General features: G+C 63.3%; 20 protein-coding genes. 14 read left to right on the top strand and 6 right to left on the bottom strand.

Going from position 1 to position 16,951, the window contains the following annotated elements; all coding sequences use genetic code 11:
- The 6 genes from QZ213_RS10860 to QZ213_RS10835 form a co-directional block, all read left to right on the top strand.
- Nucleotides 1–498: SURF1 family protein (locus QZ213_RS10860; protein WP_291686070.1), on the top strand; the 498-nt coding region annotated here is incomplete at its 5' end.
- Between the two features lie 264 nt (nt 499–762).
- Complete coding sequence (locus QZ213_RS10855; protein ID WP_291686069.1) at nt 763–1,647, top strand: phosphate ABC transporter ATP-binding protein; 885 nt, start codon at nt 763–765, stop codon at nt 1,645–1,647.
- Nucleotides 1,648–1,744: 97 nt separating this feature from the next.
- Nucleotides 1,745–2,299 carry a CYTH domain-containing protein gene (locus tag QZ213_RS10850; protein WP_291686068.1) on the top strand — a complete coding sequence of 185 codons (555 nt, stop codon included), beginning with the start codon at nt 1,745–1,747 and terminating at the stop codon, nt 2,297–2,299.
- A gap of 139 nt (nt 2,300–2,438) precedes the next feature.
- Entirely contained in the window at nt 2,439–2,621 is a 183-nt protein-coding gene (locus QZ213_RS10845) for a hypothetical protein (RefSeq protein WP_291686067.1), read from the top strand.
- Between the two features lie 770 nt (nt 2,622–3,391).
- Complete coding sequence (locus QZ213_RS10840) at nt 3,392–3,529, top strand: hypothetical protein (RefSeq protein WP_291686066.1); 138 nt, start codon at nt 3,392–3,394, stop codon at nt 3,527–3,529.
- Between the two features lie 120 nt (nt 3,530–3,649).
- Complete coding sequence (locus tag QZ213_RS10835; RefSeq protein ID WP_291686065.1) at nt 3,650–4,057, top strand: pilus assembly protein N-terminal domain-containing protein; 408 nt, start codon at nt 3,650–3,652, stop codon at nt 4,055–4,057.
- A 10-nt stretch (nt 4,058–4,067) separates the two neighbouring features.
- Here QZ213_RS10835 and QZ213_RS10830 read toward each other — a convergent pair whose 3' ends face one another.
- From QZ213_RS10830 to QZ213_RS10820, 3 genes are all read right to left on the bottom strand, one after another.
- Complete coding sequence (locus tag QZ213_RS10830; protein ID WP_291686064.1) at nt 4,068–4,337, bottom strand: hypothetical protein; 270 nt, start codon at nt 4,335–4,337, stop codon at nt 4,068–4,070.
- Between the two features lie 683 nt (nt 4,338–5,020).
- Nucleotides 5,021–5,242 (bottom strand): hypothetical protein, encoded by a 222-nt coding sequence (locus tag QZ213_RS10825; RefSeq protein WP_291686063.1) that lies wholly within the window; start codon nt 5,240–5,242, stop codon nt 5,021–5,023.
- Nucleotides 5,239–5,385 carry a hypothetical protein gene (locus QZ213_RS10820; RefSeq protein WP_291686062.1) on the bottom strand — a complete coding sequence of 49 codons (147 nt, stop codon included), beginning with the start codon at nt 5,383–5,385 and terminating at the stop codon, nt 5,239–5,241. The genes QZ213_RS10825 and QZ213_RS10820 overlap by 4 nt, the downstream gene beginning before the upstream one ends.
- Nucleotides 5,386–6,387: 1,002 nt before the next feature.
- Here QZ213_RS10820 and QZ213_RS10815 point away from each other — a divergent pair.
- The 4 genes from QZ213_RS10815 to QZ213_RS10800 are packed head-to-tail and all read left to right on the top strand — an operon-like array spanning nt 6,388 to nt 10,073.
- Nucleotides 6,388–7,137 (top strand): class I SAM-dependent methyltransferase, encoded by a 750-nt coding sequence (locus tag QZ213_RS10815; protein ID WP_291686061.1) that lies wholly within the window; start codon nt 6,388–6,390, stop codon nt 7,135–7,137.
- 24 nt (nt 7,138–7,161) lie between these two features.
- The gene (locus tag QZ213_RS10810) at nt 7,162–7,959 is read left to right on the top strand and encodes a UDP-2,3-diacylglucosamine diphosphatase (protein ID WP_291686060.1); all 798 of its coding nucleotides are present in this window, start codon (nt 7,162–7,164) and stop codon (nt 7,957–7,959) included.
- Complete coding sequence (locus QZ213_RS10805) at nt 7,959–9,014, top strand: glycosyltransferase family 1 protein (protein WP_291686059.1); 1,056 nt, start codon at nt 7,959–7,961, stop codon at nt 9,012–9,014. The genes QZ213_RS10810 and QZ213_RS10805 overlap by 1 nt, the downstream gene beginning before the upstream one ends.
- Nucleotides 9,015–9,068: 54 nt before the next feature.
- The gene (locus QZ213_RS10800; protein WP_291686058.1) at nt 9,069–10,073 is read left to right on the top strand and encodes a threonine/serine dehydratase; all 1,005 of its coding nucleotides are present in this window, start codon (nt 9,069–9,071) and stop codon (nt 10,071–10,073) included.
- A gap of 15 nt (nt 10,074–10,088) precedes the next feature.
- Here QZ213_RS10800 and QZ213_RS10795 read toward each other — a convergent pair whose 3' ends face one another.
- A complete protein-coding gene (locus tag QZ213_RS10795; protein ID WP_291686057.1) occupies nt 10,089–11,297 on the bottom strand; it encodes a hypothetical protein in 1,209 nt (402 codons plus the stop codon).
- A 75-nt stretch (nt 11,298–11,372) separates the two neighbouring features.
- Between QZ213_RS10795 and QZ213_RS10790 the strand changes: the two genes are divergently transcribed.
- Nucleotides 11,373–12,572 (top strand): MFS transporter, encoded by a 1,200-nt coding sequence (locus QZ213_RS10790; RefSeq protein ID WP_291686056.1) that lies wholly within the window; start codon nt 11,373–11,375, stop codon nt 12,570–12,572.
- Here QZ213_RS10790 and dgcA read toward each other — a convergent pair.
- Entirely contained in the window at nt 12,542–13,537 is a 996-nt protein-coding gene (gene dgcA, locus QZ213_RS10785; RefSeq protein ID WP_291686055.1) for an N-acetyl-D-Glu racemase DgcA, read from the bottom strand. The two genes, QZ213_RS10790 and dgcA, sit on opposite strands and share 31 nt — an antisense overlap.
- A gap of 144 nt (nt 13,538–13,681) precedes the next feature.
- On the opposite strand from dgcA, the gene QZ213_RS10780 reads away from it, so the two are divergent.
- Genes QZ213_RS10780 through QZ213_RS10770 form a run of 3 tightly spaced genes read left to right on the top strand, consistent with a single transcriptional unit; the run spans nt 13,682 to nt 16,500 of the window.
- Complete coding sequence (locus tag QZ213_RS10780; RefSeq protein ID WP_291686054.1) at nt 13,682–14,815, top strand: ABC transporter permease; 1,134 nt, start codon at nt 13,682–13,684, stop codon at nt 14,813–14,815.
- A 2-nt stretch (nt 14,816–14,817) separates the two neighbouring features.
- Entirely contained in the window at nt 14,818–15,588 is a 771-nt protein-coding gene (locus QZ213_RS10775) for an ABC transporter ATP-binding protein (protein ID WP_291686053.1), read from the top strand.
- A gap of 18 nt (nt 15,589–15,606) precedes the next feature.
- Nucleotides 15,607–16,500 carry an MlaD family protein gene (locus QZ213_RS10770; RefSeq protein WP_291686052.1) on the top strand — a complete coding sequence of 298 codons (894 nt, stop codon included), beginning with the start codon at nt 15,607–15,609 and terminating at the stop codon, nt 16,498–16,500.
- Nucleotides 16,501–16,731: 231 nt separating this feature from the next.
- On the opposite strand, the gene QZ213_RS10765 is transcribed toward QZ213_RS10770, so the two are convergent.
- Nucleotides 16,732–16,951, bottom strand: a 220-nt coding sequence (locus QZ213_RS10765) for a hypothetical protein (RefSeq protein ID WP_291686051.1), incomplete at its 5' end; no start/stop codon positions are given.

Genomic DNA, 16,951 nt, shown 5'->3' with positions numbered 1-16,951 from the left:
GACGCCATGGTGTACAGTTCGGGCTCCGCCGTGCGCGACGATATTTCGGGACCCGGCACCTGGGCGTTCCTGCCGGCGCGGCTTTCGACGGGCCAGAGCGTCGTGATCAATGCCGGCTTTGTGCAGAACACGATGCAGGATCGCGACCAGGAAGATCGCGCGGTCAAGCCGCTCGTTGCCGGCGGGCCGGTCGCGCTGACCGGCTATCTCCGCTTTCCGGAAGCCGCGGGCGTCCTCACGCCGGCGGAAAACCTGACAAAACGGCTGTGGTTCACGCGCGATCATCTCACCATGGCACGTGCGCTCGGCTGGGGCGAGGTCGCGCCGTTCTATATCGATCTGGAGCAGCCTTTGCCGGCGAACGGCATCCCGAAGCCGGGACCGCTCGACGTCCACCTGAAGGACGACCACATGCAATACGCCATCACCTGGTTCGCTCTGGCCGGCGCGGTGGCGATCGCGTTCGCTGTGTGGCTGCGCGCGCAGCGGCGGGCTTGAGCATTCCGCGCGCTGGATTTCTGACACGACGCAAGGCAGCGTTGCTGACGTAGCGGTGACGGCGGCAGGTGACCAAGGACAGGCAGGCTCCGTCAACGTCGACGCTTCAAGATGACAGTGCAATGACGATCTCATTACAGCTGTTGACCTGACGTCGGTACGGGCGGTGTTTCACTGACCATCGGACTATTGAGCTTGATCAAAGCGCCAATGCACCATCGGTCCTATCTTCGATGAAAGTTCATCAACTGGACCGAGTTGATCATGCCAATGGCCGTGACCGAGACTCCCGCAATCCGGGAAATCCGTAGCGCCGAAGTCGCGGGCAAGTCTGACGGAAAATTCAATCAATTGGCCGGAGTTATCCGGTCAAGACCGGACCACGAACCACTCGAAGAGAAGATAAGCGTTCGGCATCTCGACTTTTACTATCAGGATAGCAATCACGCACTCAAGGACGTCTCAGTGCCGATCTATGCCAACCAGGTAACCGCATTCATCGGGCCATCCGGTTGCGGCAAGTCGACCCTGCTGCGCGTCTTCAATCGTATCTACAGCCTATATCCCGGCCAGCACGTCGACGGCCAGGTCTTGCTGGATGGCGAGGATATTCTTTCCAAGAACCAGGACGTGACCGTTCTGAGAACGCGAATGGGGATGGTCTTCCAGAAGCCGACGCCATTTCCGATGTCGATCTACGATAACATCGCCTTTGGTATCGGCCTCAATCGAAGTCTCACCAAGGCCCAAACGGATGCAGAGGTCGAAAGCGCATTGCGGCGTGTGGCGCTTTGGGACGAAGTGAAGGATCAGCTCTTGAAGAGCGGATTGGAGCTGTCAGGCGGCCAGCAGCAACGCCTCAGCATTGCCCGCACCATCGCAATTCGGCCAGAGGTTCTTCTTCTCGACGAGCCGTGCGCATCGATTGATCCGATATCTTCGGCAAAAATCGAGCATACAATCGATGAACTCAAGCGCGACCACACGGTCATCGTCGTAACTCACAACCTTCAGCAAGCAGCGCGGGTTTCGGATTACGCGGGCTTTATGTATCTGGGCGAGATGTGCGAATTTGGCACGGTGCGCCAGATATTCGTGGCGCCGGGCGACCCGCGTGCGCAGCGGTTCATCACCGGCAGATTTGGCTGAATGCATTGAGCGGTTGACGGGGATCAAGCATTTTTCCCGTTCCCCGCGGCAGGTTGATATCCGGATATGATCGGGATGTGGCTTTTGGCTTGGTCTTATGTCGCTGGAAATTGAACGCAAGTTTCTTGTTGCTCACGACGGATGGAAGGCATCTGTCACGCGCAGTGCGAGGATAAGGGATGGTCTTATTTCGATGTCCAATGGCCGGAAGACGCGGGGGCGAATTGCAGGCGGCCGCGCCACCATCACCGTCAAGGGCGAGTACACGGGTTTCGCTCGTTCCGAGTTCGAATATCCGATCCCTGTTTCAGACGCAGAAGAAATGTTGCGGACCATGTGTGACGATCGTGTTCTCGAAAAGACGCGACATTACGTCTTACATGGCGGACTGACCTGGGAAATCGACGTCTATGAAGGCCTGCTGGAGGGGGTTGCGATCGCCGAGGTGGAACTGGATCAAGCCGATCGCGGATTGGATCTGCCAGATTGGGTCGGCAGCGAAGTGACGGGAAATACCTGGTACAGGAAAATCACGATGCTGGAGGAGAAGACTGCCGAACGCCGTGAAAAGCTGGGCTCATTGCTCGCGGGCGGGGTGTCCGGGCCCGGCTTTTCGGCCGTTCAGCATTCAGGAATTCGTCTCCGGCGTTAGCAATTTCCCGCTTGGTTCCAAAGCTTGGCCGTTGCTTTCAGCCAGATCCACCAAGCTTTATTGGATCCTGCCTGGCGGGTACAATGATCTGCCGGGGGTGTGATATCGCGCCCCTTGTCCGGGAGGAGGATCGGCCCAAATGGGAGGATTGAAGAGCAACACGGAAACGGCAGCAGACAAATTCGAGGAAAAGCTGCGTAAGCTTATCAAGCGCGCCAAAAAACAGCGCGGGATGCTGTGGCCATCGGTTGTTTCCAAACTTGAGCTTGCCCGCGCTGATGTCCGCTCAATGATCAAGGTCTACGACTCCGGGCCGAAATAAGATTACCCGGTCAAGTCGCTCGTCACCGGCGAGCAGGTCGCGCGGGACCGGCTATCTCCGCTTCCCCGCAGCGGCGGGTATGCTGACGCCGGCGCGGTGGCGATCGCCCCCGACGGAGGCGCGAGCCTGCGGCTCAACCATGCTGATCTACTGTCGAGGAACCGTGCCGGTCGCTTCCATGGCGTTTTCGAGCGAAAGCCTGCCCAGGGCTTGATCCGGGGTGATAACGGTTTGCAGGGAGAAAACGCGGCAAACAAAGGATCCAGAGCTTCGATTCTGATCTCACGAGAGCCGAAGCTCTAGGTCCGTGCGGGGGTGTCCTGCTGTACGCCAGCGGGGCATTTTTCAGTCGGAAACACGCTCTCGTATAGCGCGCGGGCCTGTTGAATAAGACGAGCAATCTCGCGGTCTGGATCAGGCTTCGGAAATTTTACGATGTCTCCCATTTTATCTCCAAAAAAGGGAATGCCCGGCGAGCATGATGAAGCGAATATCATGCCAGCCGATGAATATTCGGCCCCGTATTAAACCGGAGGTCGGACGGCGAGCGGCGGTCGGGCGGCCTTGAACCCTGACCGCTCAAACGGCGACCAAGCCGGACGGCATCCTGTCATCGCCGGAAATGAGAAAGCACCCCATTTGCTGCTGAAGAAAATTCGTCCCACCGTGCTGGCCGCGGTCATTTGCGGCTTCAGCGCCAGATATCGCCGCGGCGGAACCGGTTCCCGAGCCCTATGACGGCGGCCCCTTTCTGTATCTGAGCCCCGGCAATGCCGAGAACCACGCCTTCACGCTCAAGCCGGCGCCCGAAGGGCTGCGTCTTCCTCAGGAAGGGGAAAAAGGTCGATGTCGTCGACGTCGACAACACCGGCGGCTCCAATGAAATCATCTATCACGGGCGGCACTGATTCTCAGACGGCGGCCCGTTCTGATCCGGTAGCGGCCCATCGCTTCGTCGACCCAAGAGACAAAGCGCTGACGATCATTGCTCCGCTCATTGTGAACCAGTTCACGCCGGCGCGAGGCGCGTGGCGGTATTGTCCGCTGCGAACCAGATCCCGAGCGCGAAGGAAATGACGATGACCGCAAAACCTGGCGCACGCGTCTTCGCACTGGCCTTCTTGCTGGCGTTGGCCGTTCTCGCGGCCGCAAGTTCCGCGACCTGGGCGGAGGATCGGACCATCACCCTGAGACTCGGTGCCGGGTCGGCGCTCGCGCTTGAGCGGCCTTTCAAGACCGTCCTGGTTGGCGATCCCAATGTCGTGAATGTCAGGACGCGCAGCGATCGTTCGGTCGTTCTCGAGCCGCTGAATCCCGGCGCGACGAACCTGGTCTTCATTGACGAGGCCAGTATTGCCATCGCCAACATCCGTATTCTGGTTCAGGGCGCGGGCGCGGTCCCGATCAGTTACCGTGCCGGTTTCGCTGACGAGTGAAATCACGACGTCAACCGGATGCCGCCGGCTGGGGCTGATACTGCAACCGTTTGGGCAGAACCGCTGCGAACAGCACGGTTTCCAGCTCACGGCCTTCGCCGTCGGCGATGACGAATGCTTCGGGGGAATCTTCGCTGCCGGACCGTATGGCGTCTGCCAAAATCTGGCGGGCCGCGGCCAGTGCTTCCTCGTGAGCCGCGGCGGGATCCGCCAGGTCCGATCCTTCTTGATCAACGATGATCTGGTCGCCCAGGCGAATATGGAAGTAGAACCGACTCATGGCGGCCTCCCCCGGTTACTCCAGAAAATCTACACCGTCTGCGCTCGTCTCGTCGGTCCGCTGCCTGACAGAGGGCATCCGCGATCGCAGGCGTGTTTGGCGCTGTATTGGACATCACGGATAACCGCCGCGCAAAAATTGGATCGGCTGCGCGACTGTTCGACGGGTGAGGCTCGGCAGTTTCACCCATGAGTCTCCATGATGATCTCAAATGCGAAGCCGTCCGCTTGCCGGGATCGTTCATCGGTCTCGCGTGGCGGGTCAAAAAATCTTGTGGGATTGAGCAATATTGGACAGGGCCGGTGTGCGGCTGCGGCAATAATGCGAGGGCAACAAATGGCAGTCACGTGTTTGCCGGCGCATGAACGGGCCGCCCCGTTGTCTGCGTTGCGAGGCCCGGCGCGGCCCCTTGATCTCCATCCCCAGAGATGCGGAGGCCGTGCCGGCCTCGATCTTTAAAGCGTTGCCGCCGCCTCTCGCGCGCCACGCGATGTTCGCTTCGATTGCCCCAACGGCGTGTTTGCAAGGATCAATCGGCGAAAGCCGGGCTTGACGGTGCGCAGGATGCCGTCGTCTATCTGGCGTGTGAGAATGGCGCTGCCGAGACCGGTCTGTTGGCAAAATCTGCAATCGCGTATGCGCGGATCAAGCGGACGCTGCGTTTTTCGCGTGGTCGGCGCGGCCTAGGAAGCATCCGGCACGCCGGCGTTGTCGATCTGTTTGTGACTGAGGTCGCACGGCTTTTTCAGCTCACGGTCAATTCGCTGTTGAGCCCTGCGAGCGGCCATACCCTTGAGTTTTGTTCTGGTCTCCCCGGTCGTGACGGCCTGGCCGATCCGGAACTGCCATTGCCATAACCCGGGTTGGAGCTGCATGAGCGTGAACTCAATGCCCCTGCGGGTCATTTTCGCGCCGTCCGAGGCGCGGAATCCTTGGCCTCCTCCTCCGCGAGCAACTTCATGATCACCTTGCGGGTGGTGTCGTCCTGCGCTTCCGCGAGGCGCTTCCTCAGCAGGGCCAGGTTCTCCCGGTGAATGTATTTCTCCATGATGCTTTTCCTCGGCCTTCGACACGACCTCGACGTGATCGCAGTTGCTGCACTGGAAAATGTTGGGACTGAGCGCGGCGGACCCCGCCCCGAGGCGTGCCTGTTCCATGGTGCCTGAGAGGCACTTCGGGCAAGCCCACTCATCAACCGGCCGGAGCCGGGAAACCTGGCTTTGAGGCATGAATGCCCCCTTTTGGATCAGGCGACAGCACAACACTCTCTGTCACCGATGGATACCGAGGTCGGACCGGTGATGGCATGATCATGCCATGTACGTAGCCGACATAAAGTCAAAACTTCGGGTTGCCCGCGGTTGGCGCGACTTGCGGGCAAAATCGAATTTGTCGAGCTGGATCAAGCCGTTTCTATCCGTCCAGTCCCGCTTGAAGAAAATTTCTCCTTCCACTTTTTCGCAAATCACTTTCATAACTTCAGCCGTCTCACCCCACTCGAGGGGCGTATCGCGATCGTCACGGACGCGGGGTGGATGCGATGGACGCTGATGCGCTCTCGACGAACAGCGCTGAAGCGGACGGAGAAGTCGTGTGGTCCTGACGCCTCGACGCTGGCGTCAAGTTCGCGGAGCAAGCTCCGCGGGCGGCGGTGACAAAAAAGCCCGATCGCCGAGGAGAGCACGAAGGAAGCCGTTAAAACCATTGCGCGGGGAATGCCGGGTGATTCCGGTGTGACCTGACTAACGCGTGTGCGTTCTACCACTATCATTGCACACGCGGCTATCGGGCGCATCGGGCGCCCGGCATTCCCTGCGCCCTCTGATCGGAGGGTAAGGAATTTTCAAGCAAACCTCGGGCATATCCAGCCGCGAGATCGCGAAACTATGTTTGAACGACGTTGTTTGAAAAATGCGGTCGCTACGCACTATCCACCGGCGTTCGCCGCGACGAAATGTCGAGAGGCTGTCGCTCAGTTGTCGTACGGCGCTGTTATTCGCCATTCAGCAGGAAGACCGTTGATTCGTCTTGAACGCTTGCTGGATGGCACATGAGAAGTTCCGATCTCGACCGCAGCATCGTTGAAACCGCCTATGCGCGGTGGGCGCCGATCTATGACGCCGTGTGCGGACCGGTGATGGTAAACGGCCGCCGCGCGGCGGCCAGGGCCGCGCGCGAGATCGGCGGCAGAATTCTCGAGGTCGGCGTCGGCACCGGTCTTTCGTTCGACGATTACGATTTCACTACCGAAATCACCGGCATCGATCTTTCCGCGCCGATGCTTGCGAAGGCGCGCGAGAAGATGGCGAGCGGCCGCTATCCCTACGTCAGGGATGTGCAACTGATGGACGCGCATCGGATGAGTTTTGCCGACGCCACGTTCGACTGCGTGGTGGCGCAGTTCGTCATCACGCTGGTGGCCAATCCCGAGCAGGTGCTGTCCGAATGCCACCGCGTAGTGAAGCCGGGCGGGCGGATCATCCTCGTTAACCATCTCTATTCAGAAAAAGGCGTCGCCGTGGCGGTCGAGCGCTGGGCCGCCAGGCGCATCCGTGCGCTCGGCCTGCGGCCGGAATTTCCGTTCGCGCGGCTGCAGGCCTGGGCTCAAGCCAACAAGGACGCCAACCTGGTGGCACGGCGCAAGGTGGCGCCGTTCGGGATCTATACGCTGGTCTGTTTCGAGCGGGCGGTTCCATCGGTGGCGTACGATCATGATCCGGAAAAATGGGGACCGGTTTTCCGAACAGATCATGCTCAAAACAGGCAGCCTCGTCATCGGGCTGTCACGGGAATCGGTTAGCTGCTCGCGCATGGGAATGACGCTATGAGTGACGAGTTGCCGGAACGGCGCTTTCGCACTTTGTTTATCTCGGACGTCCATCTCGGAGCCCGCGGCTCGCAAGCCGACCGGTTGCTGGATTTTCTCCGCACCCATGATGCCGATACCATCTATCTGGTGGGAGATATCGTCGACGGCTGGGCGCTGCGATCCAACTGGTACTGGCCGCAATCGCACAACGACTTTGTGCAGAAGATGCTGCGCAAGGCGCGCAAGGGCGCCAAGGTCATCTACGTCCCCGGCAATCACGACGAATTCCTGAGGAACTATTACGGCACGCATTTCGGCGGCATCGACGTCGTCGAGAACACCATCCATACCGGCGTCGACGGGCGGCGCTATCTGGTGATCCACGGCGATATCTTCGATCTCGTCGTGCAGAATGCGCGCTGGCTCGCCCATCTCGGCGACAAGGCTTACGACTTCGCGATCCAGATGAACCGACTCGTCAACTTCTTCCGACGCATGTTCGGTGTGCCCTACTGGTCGCTGTCGCAGTGGGCCAAGCTGAAGGTCAAGAACGCCGTGAATTATATCGGCGCCTTCGAGCAGACGCTCGCCGCCGAGGCGCGGCGTCACGGCGCCGACGGCGTGATCTGCGGCCATATCCATTACGCCACCATCCGCGACGAGCACGGCGTTCGCTACATGAACTGCGGCGACTGGGTGGAGAGCTGCACCGCATTGGTCGAGCACGAAGACGGCCGGTTCGAGATCATCACCTGGACCGATCCGCTGCGGAAGGCGGTTCCCGTTGCTTCCGTCGCGGCGCGTGCCGCCTGATGCGGATCATGGTCGCGACCGATGCGTGGCATCCCCAGGTCAACGGGGTGGTCCGTACGCTGGCCATGATGGCGGAAGCGGCAAGAGGGCTGGGCACCGAGGTCAGCTTCCTCACCCCGGAGTCGTTCCGCACCTTCGCGCTGCCGAGCTACCGCGATCTGCGCGTGGCGCTGCCCTATCAAGCGAAGATCTCGCGCCTGATCACCGAAGCGAGGCCGGACAGCATTCATATCGCGACCGAAGGGCCGATCGGATTGCTGGTGCGGCGCTATTGTCGCAAGCACGGATTACCGTTCACCACGAGCTTTCACACCCGATTTCCCGAATATATCTCGGCGCGGCTGCCGATCCCCGAATCCTGGATCTGGGCGGCGCTGCGCTGGTTCCACGCCCCCAGCGAGGCGGTGATGGCGGCGACGCCGGCGCTGGCCGCCGAATTGCGCGTCCGCGGCTTTCGCAACGTGGTGTTATGGCCGCGCGGCGTTGACGCGCGCCTGTTCCATCCGCGAAGCGTCGACCTTGGGCTGCCGCGCCCGGTGTTCCTCTGCGTCGGCCGCGTCGCGGTCGAAAAGAATCTCGAGGCGTTTCTCGACCTCAATCTGCCCGGCAGCAAGGTGATCGTCGGCGACGGGCCGGCACGCGCCGCTCTGGCGCGGAAATATCCGCAAGCCGTGTTTCTCGGGTCCCGGCAGGGCGAGGCCCTGGCTGAAGCCTATGCGGGGGCCGACGCCTTCGTGTTTCCGAGCAAGACCGACACCTTTGGTCTCGTGCTGCTGGAGGCCTTGGCCAGCGGCGTGCCGGTGGCCGCCTTTCCCGTGACCGGGCCGCGCGACGTGATCGGCACCGCCCCGGTCGGCGCGTTGAACGACGATCTGCGCATGGCGTGCCTGGCCGCGCTGCAGATCCCGCCGCAGGCGTGCCTCGAATTTGCAGCCGGGCATACCTGGGAGGCCTCGGCCCGCGCCTTCATCGATAACATGACCGACATCCGCCCGGCCGATGCGAAAAGCGATGCGGTGCCGTTCGCGGCGGAACATCCGAGCCTGGTCGCCTGAGCGTGAAGCCCAGGCGGCTTGCCCGCCTGTTGCGGTCCGCGATACAAGGCCCGGATGACCCAACAATCCCAGGCCCAACAATCACAAGCCTTGCCCGTCAATTCCGCCGATATCGATGCCGCCGCGCGCGTGCTCGCGGCGTTCGCGGTGCGGACGCCGCTATTGTCCTCGCCCGCGCTGGACGAGCGCGTTGGAACCAGGGTGTTCCTGAAGCCTGAAATGCTGCAGCGGACCGGATCGTTCAAGTTCCGCGGCGCCTTCAACAGGATGTCGTCGATCCCGGAAAGCGCGCGCGGCGGCGGGGTGGTCGCGTTCTCCTCCGGCAACCACGCCCAGGGCGTGGCGGCGGCGGCGCGGATCCTGAACATGCCGGCGACCATCGTGATGCCGGCCGATGCGCCGCTGTCCAAGCGCGAGCGGACCAAGGCCTATGGCGCCGAGGTGGTGCTGTACGACCGCGACCGCGAGGACCGCGAAGCCATCGCCCGCGACATCGCCGACAAACGCGGCGCCACTTTGGTGCGGCCCTATGACGACCCCCTCGTAATTGCCGGCCAGGGCACGGTGGGTCGGGAGATCTGCGAGGATATGGCAGCCCTCGGTGTCGCTCCCGATATCGTGGTGGCGCCGGCCTCCGGCGGCGGCCTGGTGGCGGGGGTCGCGACCGCGGTCAAGGCGCGCTATCCGCAGGCCGTGCTGATGTCGGCCGAGCCGGAGGCCTTCGACGACCATGCCCGTTCCCTGCGCGCCGGGAAACGCGAACCGCACGCCTCCAAGGGCCGCACCATCTGCGACGCGCTGATGGCCTCGATCCCCGGCGAGCTCACCTTTGCGATCAACAGCCGGCTGCTTTCGCAGGGCATCACGGCTTCGGACGCGGAAGTCGGCATCGCGGTCGGGTTTGCGTTCCGGGAGCTGAAGCTCGTGGTCGAGCCGGGCGGGGCGGTCGGCCTTGCCGCGCTCCTGGCCGGTCATATCGAGGCGGCTGGAAAGACAGTCGTCATCGTGCTGTCCGGCGGCAATGTCGATGCGGACCTCTACGCGCGGCTGATCAACTGATCTTCAGAATCAGGATCAGGAGAAGAACGCGATCTTCTCGGCCTGGCTCATGCGCCGGATCGGCGCCAGCGGATCTGACGCCGATGGCTTGGGCTTTTGCAGGAAGCCGCCGGCAAGGAACGTCGAGCCGAGCGAAGGTTCGACATCAGGTTTAGGGGAGGGTTCAAGCGAAGGTTGAAGTGAAGCTTGAGCCGGCTGCGGCGCGGCCCACGGCACGGTTTCACGTGCAAACGTGACCGGCTCGGCCGGCATTGGCTCCGGCAACTCCATCGCGTCGATTTCATCGGCGGCAGCAACCGGGGCATCGTCGAACTCGTCCGGGTCCGGCGCGCCCATTTCGAGCGCGACCATGTCCAGCAAGGCTTCGTCGTAAGCCTCTGTGGTTTCTGGATTTTCGTCGGCGGCTTCAGGCGCCGGATCAAGAATCTCAGCCGCCATATCAGCGGCCTCTACAGTCGCATCAGCGCCTTCTTCTGGGGTCTCGATGGCCTCGGGCGCCAGATCCAGGGTTTCAGGCGTGTCCTCAACGGCTTCCGCCGGCATGCTCGTCGCGGCGTCGGAGACCTTTGCCGCTGGCATCTCCTCTACCGCCTCGACAAACGAGTTCGGCATCGCATCCGATGCGGCGGAAGAGAAGGGAGGCGGAGCCGCTTCCTGAGCGGCCGGCGGGGGCGGGGCAGCCGCATCCCTGTCGTCCAGCGCCGCGATCCGCGTCTTGATCAGATCGAACGCTGCGATCAAGGCGGCCTGCAGGCTGGCGGACGTGATTTGCCCGCAGGCATCGTCGATGGCGGTGACCTGGGAATCCAGGAGGTCGCAGATCCGGCCGTCGGCGCCGATTTCTCGCCAGCGCCAGCTGATCTCCTTGATGATCCGGGAGCCCTTGCGGACCGGCGCTAGATTTTCCTCGAGCCCGAGGTTCTGGACGGCTGCCGCGGCCGCGCCCTGGGCCTCATAGACCGCGCGGCGGACGGCGGCCAGCGCCTCCGTCAGCCGGCTTTCGGAGGCCGCCTGCTTCTGCGCGGCGACGGTTTGCTCGATCCGGGCCACCGCGTCGAGCACCATGCGGGTGTCGGCGTTGCGGTTACGCTTGGCATATTCGCCGAGAAACCAGCGGCCGCGCGACGTCTCCATGAACGCGTGGCTGATCGCCTCATAGTCTTCCTCGCCCGGCAGGCTTGCGCGGGCGGAGATCGGCGATAGGGCGAATGCTTCGTCGGCCATGTGAGACTCATCGCGCAAATCAACGCGCGTTAGGCTAACGATCATCATGATATCGACCGAATCGCAATTGGTTTGATGCCACTCGAATCACAAATCCCCATCGTATCTCACGGTACTTCAAAGCGATTCGCGCTGAGGCTCGCGTTGTTCTACGGCACGCTGTTTGGATTGGGGGGAACCCACCTGCCGTTCTTCCCGGTGTGGCTGAAGGCGGTCGGGATCGACGCCTCGTGGATCGGTATCATTACGGCCATCCCGTCGGTGACACGGTTTACGACGCTGCCGTTCGTCACCGGGCTTGCCGAAAGCCGCTATTCGCTGCGCGGCGCCCTGATGGTCACGGCGTTTGCGACCGCGCTCGGGCTTTCGGCGGTCGGCACCCAGCAGCAGCCGCTGCTGGTATTTCTGGTCTACGCCGTCACCGCCTGCATGTGGACGCCGATGGTGCCGCTGACCGACGCCTATGCGCTGCGCGGCGTGGCGCGCTACGGTCTCAATTACGGGCCGCTGCGGCTGTGGGGCTCGGCCGCCTTCGTGGTCGGCGCGCTGGTCTGCGGGCTGTTGGTCGACGTGATCGCGGCGCGGCATTTGATCTGGGTGATCGCGGCCATGGCCGGGCTCGGCGCGCTGGTCAGCCTCGGACTGCAGCGGCTGGACCATCCCAAGCCAGCGCCGGCGACGCCGCATCGCGCCGGCGCGCTGCTGCGCGATCCCGGTTTTCTCGCCATCATTGTCGCGGCGGCGCTGATTCAGGGCAGCCACGCCGCCTACTACACCTTTGCCTCCATCACCTGGCAGGGCGCCGGCCTCGGCGGATTGACCGTTGCAGGGCTGTGGGTGCTGGGGGTGCTCGCCGAGATCGTGGTGTTCGCGCTGTCGCCGCGTTTCACGTTCTCCCCGGCCGTGCTGGTGGTGATCGGCGGGCTCGCCGGTGTGGCGCGCTGGCTGATCACGGCGCAGGAACCCTCGGTCGCGGTGCTGGCCGTGGTCCAACTGGCGCATGGGCTGACGTATGGCATTACCCAGGTCGGCACCATGGGACTTTTGGTGCGCCATGTGCCGGTCCAGCTAATGGCCCGGGGGCAGGGCTATTACGCGGCCTGCAGCGGCATCGTCACCTCGAGCGCGTCGATCCTGTCCGGCGCGGTCTATGCCCGGCACGGGCAGGGCGTCTACTACGTCATGGCCGCGATGGCGCTGTCAGGCGCACTGGTGATGTGGCTGGCGCGAAGTCGGCTCGCGGATCATCCCCAAAGTGCGGCCTCTGGCGGATAGACCAGGCTGCCGTCGTAGCGCAAGCCGCCGTCGCGGTCGCGCGACAGCAACAGCGGACCATCGAGATCGACGAACCGGGCCAGGGGCGCGAGCAGCATCGCCGGGGCCATCGCCAGCGAGGTTGCGACCATGCAGCCGATCATGATCTCAAATCCCAGCGCCTGCGCGGCGTCCGCCATGGCCACGGCCTCCGTCAGCCCGCCGGTCTTGTCGAGCTTGATGTTGACGGCATCGTAGCGCGCGCGCAGCCCGCCCAGGGAGGCGCGGTCATGCACGCTTTCATCGGCGCAGACGGCAACCGGCCGGTGGATGCGTGCCAGCGCCTCGTCCTGGCCGGCCGGCAGCGGCTGTTCGACCAGGTTGACGCCGGCCTGCGCGCAATCCCGCAAGTTTCGCTCGAGATTGTCCGGCGTCCAGGCCTCGTTGGCGTCCACGATGAGTTCCGAGTCAGGGGCGGCCTTGCGCACCGCGGCGATACGCGCGCCATCGCCGTCGCCGCCGAGCTTGATCTTGAGCAACGGCCGGTGCGCGGCCTTGGCGGTTGCGGCCGCCATGACCTCGGCGGTTCCCAGCGAAATGGTGTAGGCGGTGATGCAGGGCTTGGGCGCGGGGCGTCCCAGCAGGTCCCAGGCGCGTTGGCCGCTGGTCTTGGCCTCGAGGTCCACCAGCGCGCAATCCAGCGCGTTGCGGGCCGCGCCGGGAGGCATCGCCGCCTGCAGGTCCTGCCGGGTGAGCCCGCGTGAGAGCGGTTCCTGCATCGCCTCGAGGGCGGCCAGCGTCGCTTCCACCGTCTCGCCATAGCGCGGATAGGGCACGCACTCGCCGCGCCCGCTGTGGCCGCCGCGGCTGACTTGTGCGACCACCGTCACGGCTTCGGTCTTGGCGCCGCGGCTGATAGTGAAGGAGCCCGCGATCGGCCAGCGTTCGATTCTCGCCGACAGCATTGGGGATTGGCTGGAAGTCATTTTAAAATCTGACAATTTCTGAACCGCATGCTTGCCCGGCGCAACCAAGTATGGCTGGTTAGGGGCGTGCTCTACAAGGCGGTAGCGGGTGCTGGATATTTCCCTTTTGATGAATAGCCGAGAATCGGCGCAGGAGGCTGCCGCGTGAACGGCGACCCGACATTGGAGCGGATTGCACAGGGCAACGGCCTTGCGCTGTGCGCCGCAGGTTCCTGGACCGCCCGTTTCGCGCCAGATCTGGAGCAGATCGTTGCCGACGCCGAAAAGCTGGCGGGAACCCGACCCGATATCTTCATCGACGTGTCGCAGGTCTCAAAACTCGACACCTTCGGCGCCTGGCTGATCGAGCGGCTGCGCCGCAGCCTGACCCATGGCGGCGTCGAGGCGAAGATCGCAGGCCTCTCGGCCAACTATTCGAGCCTGGTCGACGAGGTGCGCCGAGTGAAGGCGACGCCTGCGATCGACGCCACTTCGGTGACGATCACGGGGATGCTGGACCAGATCGGCCGCGCCATGGCCGGCATCGGCGGCACCATCATCGGCCTGATCGACATGCTCGGCGCGGTGCTGGCCGCGACCGGCCGGGTCCTGATTCACCCGAGGGCCTTCCGCCTGACCTCGACCGTGCACCATCTGGAGCAGGTGTGCTGGCGCGCGGTGCCGATCGTGGTGCTGATCACCTTCCTGATCGGCTGCATCATCTCCCAGCAGGGCATTTTCCATTTCCGCAAATTCGGCGCGGACATTTTCGTGGTCGACATGCTGGGCGTGCTGGTGCTGCGCGAAATCGGCGTGCTGCTGGTGGCGATCATGGTGGCGGGCCGCTCGGGCAGCGCCTACACCGCCGAACTCGGCTCCATGAAGATGCGCGAGGAGATCGACGCGCTGCGCACCATGGGATTCGATCCGATCGAGGTGCTGATCCTGCCGCGGATGCTGGCCCTGATCATCGCGCTGCCGATCCTGGCCTTTCTCGGCGCCATCGCAGCACTCTATGGCGGCGGCCTGGTGGCCTGGCTCTATGGCGGTGTCGATCCCGAAGCGTTCCTGCTTCGGCTGCGCGACGCCATCTCGATCGACCACTTCACGGTCGGCATCATCAAGGCCCCGGTGATGGCGGCGGTGATCGGCATCGTGGCCTGCGTCGAGGGGCTGGCGGTCGAGGGTAGCGCCGAGTCGCTCGGCCAGCACACCACCTCCTCGGTCGTGAAGGGGATTTTCTTCGTCATCGTGATGGACGGCGTATTCGCGATCTTTTTCGCCTCGATCGGAATGTGACGATGACGCCCCAAATGCAAGACGCCATCATCCGGGTCCGTGACATCTCGGTGCAGTTCGGCTCGACCAAGGTTCTGGACGGGCTCGATCTCGACGTGAAGCGCGGCGAGATCCTGGGCTTTGTCGGCCCCTCCGGCGCCGGCAAGTCGGTGCTGACGCGCACCATCATCGGCCTCGTCCCTAAAATATCGGGTCGTATCGAGGTATTCGGGATCGATCTCGATGCCGCCAGCACCGCGGAGCGGCGCGGGGTGGAGCGGCGCTGGGGCATCCTGTTCCAGCAGGGCGCGCTGTTTTCCTCGCTGACGGTGCGGCAGAACATCCAGTTCCCGGTGCGCGAATATCTCAACGTGTCGCAGCGGCTGCTCGATGAGATTACGGAGGCCAAGCTCGGAATGGTGGGATTGCGGCCCGAAGTGGCCGATCGTTTTCCCTCGGAACTCTCCGGCGGCATGATCAAGCGCGTGGCGCTGGCGCGCGCACTGGCGCTCGATCCCGAACTGGTGTTCCTCGATGAGCCGACTTCGGGGCTCGATCCGATCGGCGCCGGCGACTTCGACGAACTGGTGCGGACCCTGCAGCGTACTTTGGGTCTGACCGTTTTCATGGTAACCCACGATCTCGACAGCCTTTACACCGCGTGTGACCGTATTGCCGTTTTAGGGAACGGTAAGATCATTGCCGCAGGGTCGATGGCCGACATGCAGGCCTCGCAGCATCCCTGGTTGAGGGCCTATTTCCACGGCAAGCGCGCCCGCGCGGTCATGGGTTAGTAATCGGAGTTGGTAGAGATGGAAACGCGGGCGAACTTCGTCCTGATCGGATCGTTCACGCTGGCAGTGATTGCCGCGGCGTTCGGCTTCGTGCTGTGGTTCCAGTCACTCCACACCACCAAGGCGCGCAGCCCGCTGCGCATCGTGTTCGAAGGCCCGGCCGCGGGCCTGCGCAACGGCGGCAGCGTCAATTTCAACGGTATCCGGGTAGGCGAGGTGATGTCCGTGAAGCTGGACAACCCGCGTCGTGTCGTCGCACTCGCCATGGTCGAGAACAACGCCCCGATCCGCAAGGACACCCTGGTCGGGCTCGAATTCCAGGGGCTGACCGGCGTCGCCGCGATCTCGCTGAAGGGCGGCGAGGAGGCAGCGCCCCCGGTGCCGCTGGACGAGGACGGCGTGCCGACGCTGACGGCCGATCCCAACGCGCTGCAGGACGTCACCGAGGCGATCCGCGGCACCTTGCAGAACATCAATCGGGTGGTCGCCGACAACCAGCAGGCGGTGAAGAACTCGCTCAAGAACCTCGAAACCTTCACCAGCTCGCTGGCGCGCAATTCCGAGAAGATCGACGACGTCATGGCGAAAGTCGACGGCGTGATGGTCAAGGCCGACAATCTGATGCTCGGCCTCAACACGCTGGCCGGCGGCAAGGAAGGCGGCGAATTGCTCCTGACCGTGAAATCGATCCGCGAACTGGCGGATGATTTCGACAAGCGCTCGGGCGCCCTGATGGCCGACGGCCGCCGCACGCTGGGCGACATCAGCCGCGCGGTGAACAATTTCGACCGCAACCCGACCCGGGTTCTGTTCGGCGCGGGCAACGCTAGCGCGCCGGCGGCCGAGCCGCCGCCCAGCAGGCCGGGCCCGACTCCCGCGGCAGCGAATGCGAACGACAAGAAGCGGCCGTAGGGCGGGCGAGTTCGCTACAGACGAAGCCGGCCGTTCATCCGATCGGCTTCCTCGAATAGATTCTGAACCCTTCGCACTTCGGATTCGAAGAAATCCATTTGCTCTTCGCTGTTGTCGTGCCCATGGTAGTCCTGATCCCGCGAAGCGGGTGGAATATCTGTCCATATTTACCGAAACAAAAACGGAGGCATCGCTGCCTCCTTTCTTTGTTCCGCGATCAGCTCAAAACCTTTATCCCAGCCGTCCCGCCGCATGCGCGAGCAGGGTATAGACCAGCCCCGTCTCCGAGGTGAGATGGCTGCGCAGCACGGCGGGGCCGCGCTCGTCGCGGGCGACCTCGTCGAGCAGCCGCTCGAACTCGGCGATGTAGCGGTCGACCGTCTGCTTGAAGTTGCGGTCGGCGCGGTATTTGCGGGCGACTTCGTCGAACGCCTTCTGGCCGGCCGGGGTG

This window comes from Bradyrhizobium sp. (assembly GCF_017881085.1).
Classification (GTDB): Bacteria; Pseudomonadota; Alphaproteobacteria; order Rhizobiales; family Xanthobacteraceae; genus Bradyrhizobium.
The sequence above is the reverse complement of the archived record's forward strand: the minus strand, read 5'-3'. Positions and strand labels throughout refer to the sequence as shown.

Bases quoted from the DNA above. Each gene is read 5' to 3' on its own strand.
- QZ213_RS10805 (WP_291686059.1), top strand. From the start codon at position 7,959: ATGCGGATCATGGTCGCGACCGATGCGTGGCATCCCCAGGTCAACGGG.
- QZ213_RS10830 (WP_291686064.1), bottom strand. From the start codon at position 4,337: ATGAGTCGGTTCTACTTCCATATTCGCCTGGGCGACCAGATCATCGTT.
- QZ213_RS10815 (WP_291686061.1), top strand. From the start codon at position 6,388: ATGAGAAGTTCCGATCTCGACCGCAGCATCGTTGAAACCGCCTATGCG.
- QZ213_RS10840 (WP_291686066.1), top strand. From the start codon at position 3,392: ATGCCGAGAACCACGCCTTCACGCTCAAGCCGGCGCCCGAAGGGCTGC.
- QZ213_RS10825 (WP_291686063.1), bottom strand. From the start codon at position 5,242: ATGACCCGCAGGGGCATTGAGTTCACGCTCATGCAGCTCCAACCCGGG.
- QZ213_RS10800 (WP_291686058.1), top strand. From the start codon at position 9,069: ATGACCCAACAATCCCAGGCCCAACAATCACAAGCCTTGCCCGTCAAT.
- QZ213_RS10790 (WP_291686056.1), top strand. From the start codon at position 11,373: ATGCCACTCGAATCACAAATCCCCATCGTATCTCACGGTACTTCAAAG.
- QZ213_RS10775 (WP_291686053.1), top strand. From the start codon at position 14,818: ATGACGCCCCAAATGCAAGACGCCATCATCCGGGTCCGTGACATCTCG.
- QZ213_RS10850 (WP_291686068.1), top strand. From the start codon at position 1,745: ATGTCGCTGGAAATTGAACGCAAGTTTCTTGTTGCTCACGACGGATGG.
- QZ213_RS10855 (WP_291686069.1), top strand. From the start codon at position 763: ATGCCAATGGCCGTGACCGAGACTCCCGCAATCCGGGAAATCCGTAGC.
- QZ213_RS10770 (WP_291686052.1), top strand. From the start codon at position 15,607: ATGGAAACGCGGGCGAACTTCGTCCTGATCGGATCGTTCACGCTGGCA.
- QZ213_RS10810 (WP_291686060.1), top strand. From the start codon at position 7,162: ATGAGTGACGAGTTGCCGGAACGGCGCTTTCGCACTTTGTTTATCTCG.
- dgcA (WP_291686055.1), bottom strand. From the start codon at position 13,537: ATGACTTCCAGCCAATCCCCAATGCTGTCGGCGAGAATCGAACGCTGG.
- QZ213_RS10820 (WP_291686062.1), bottom strand. From the start codon at position 5,385: ATGGAGAAATACATTCACCGGGAGAACCTGGCCCTGCTGAGGAAGCGC.
- QZ213_RS10795 (WP_291686057.1), bottom strand. From the start codon at position 11,297: ATGGCCGACGAAGCATTCGCCCTATCGCCGATCTCCGCCCGCGCAAGC.
- QZ213_RS10845 (WP_291686067.1), top strand. From the start codon at position 2,439: ATGGGAGGATTGAAGAGCAACACGGAAACGGCAGCAGACAAATTCGAG.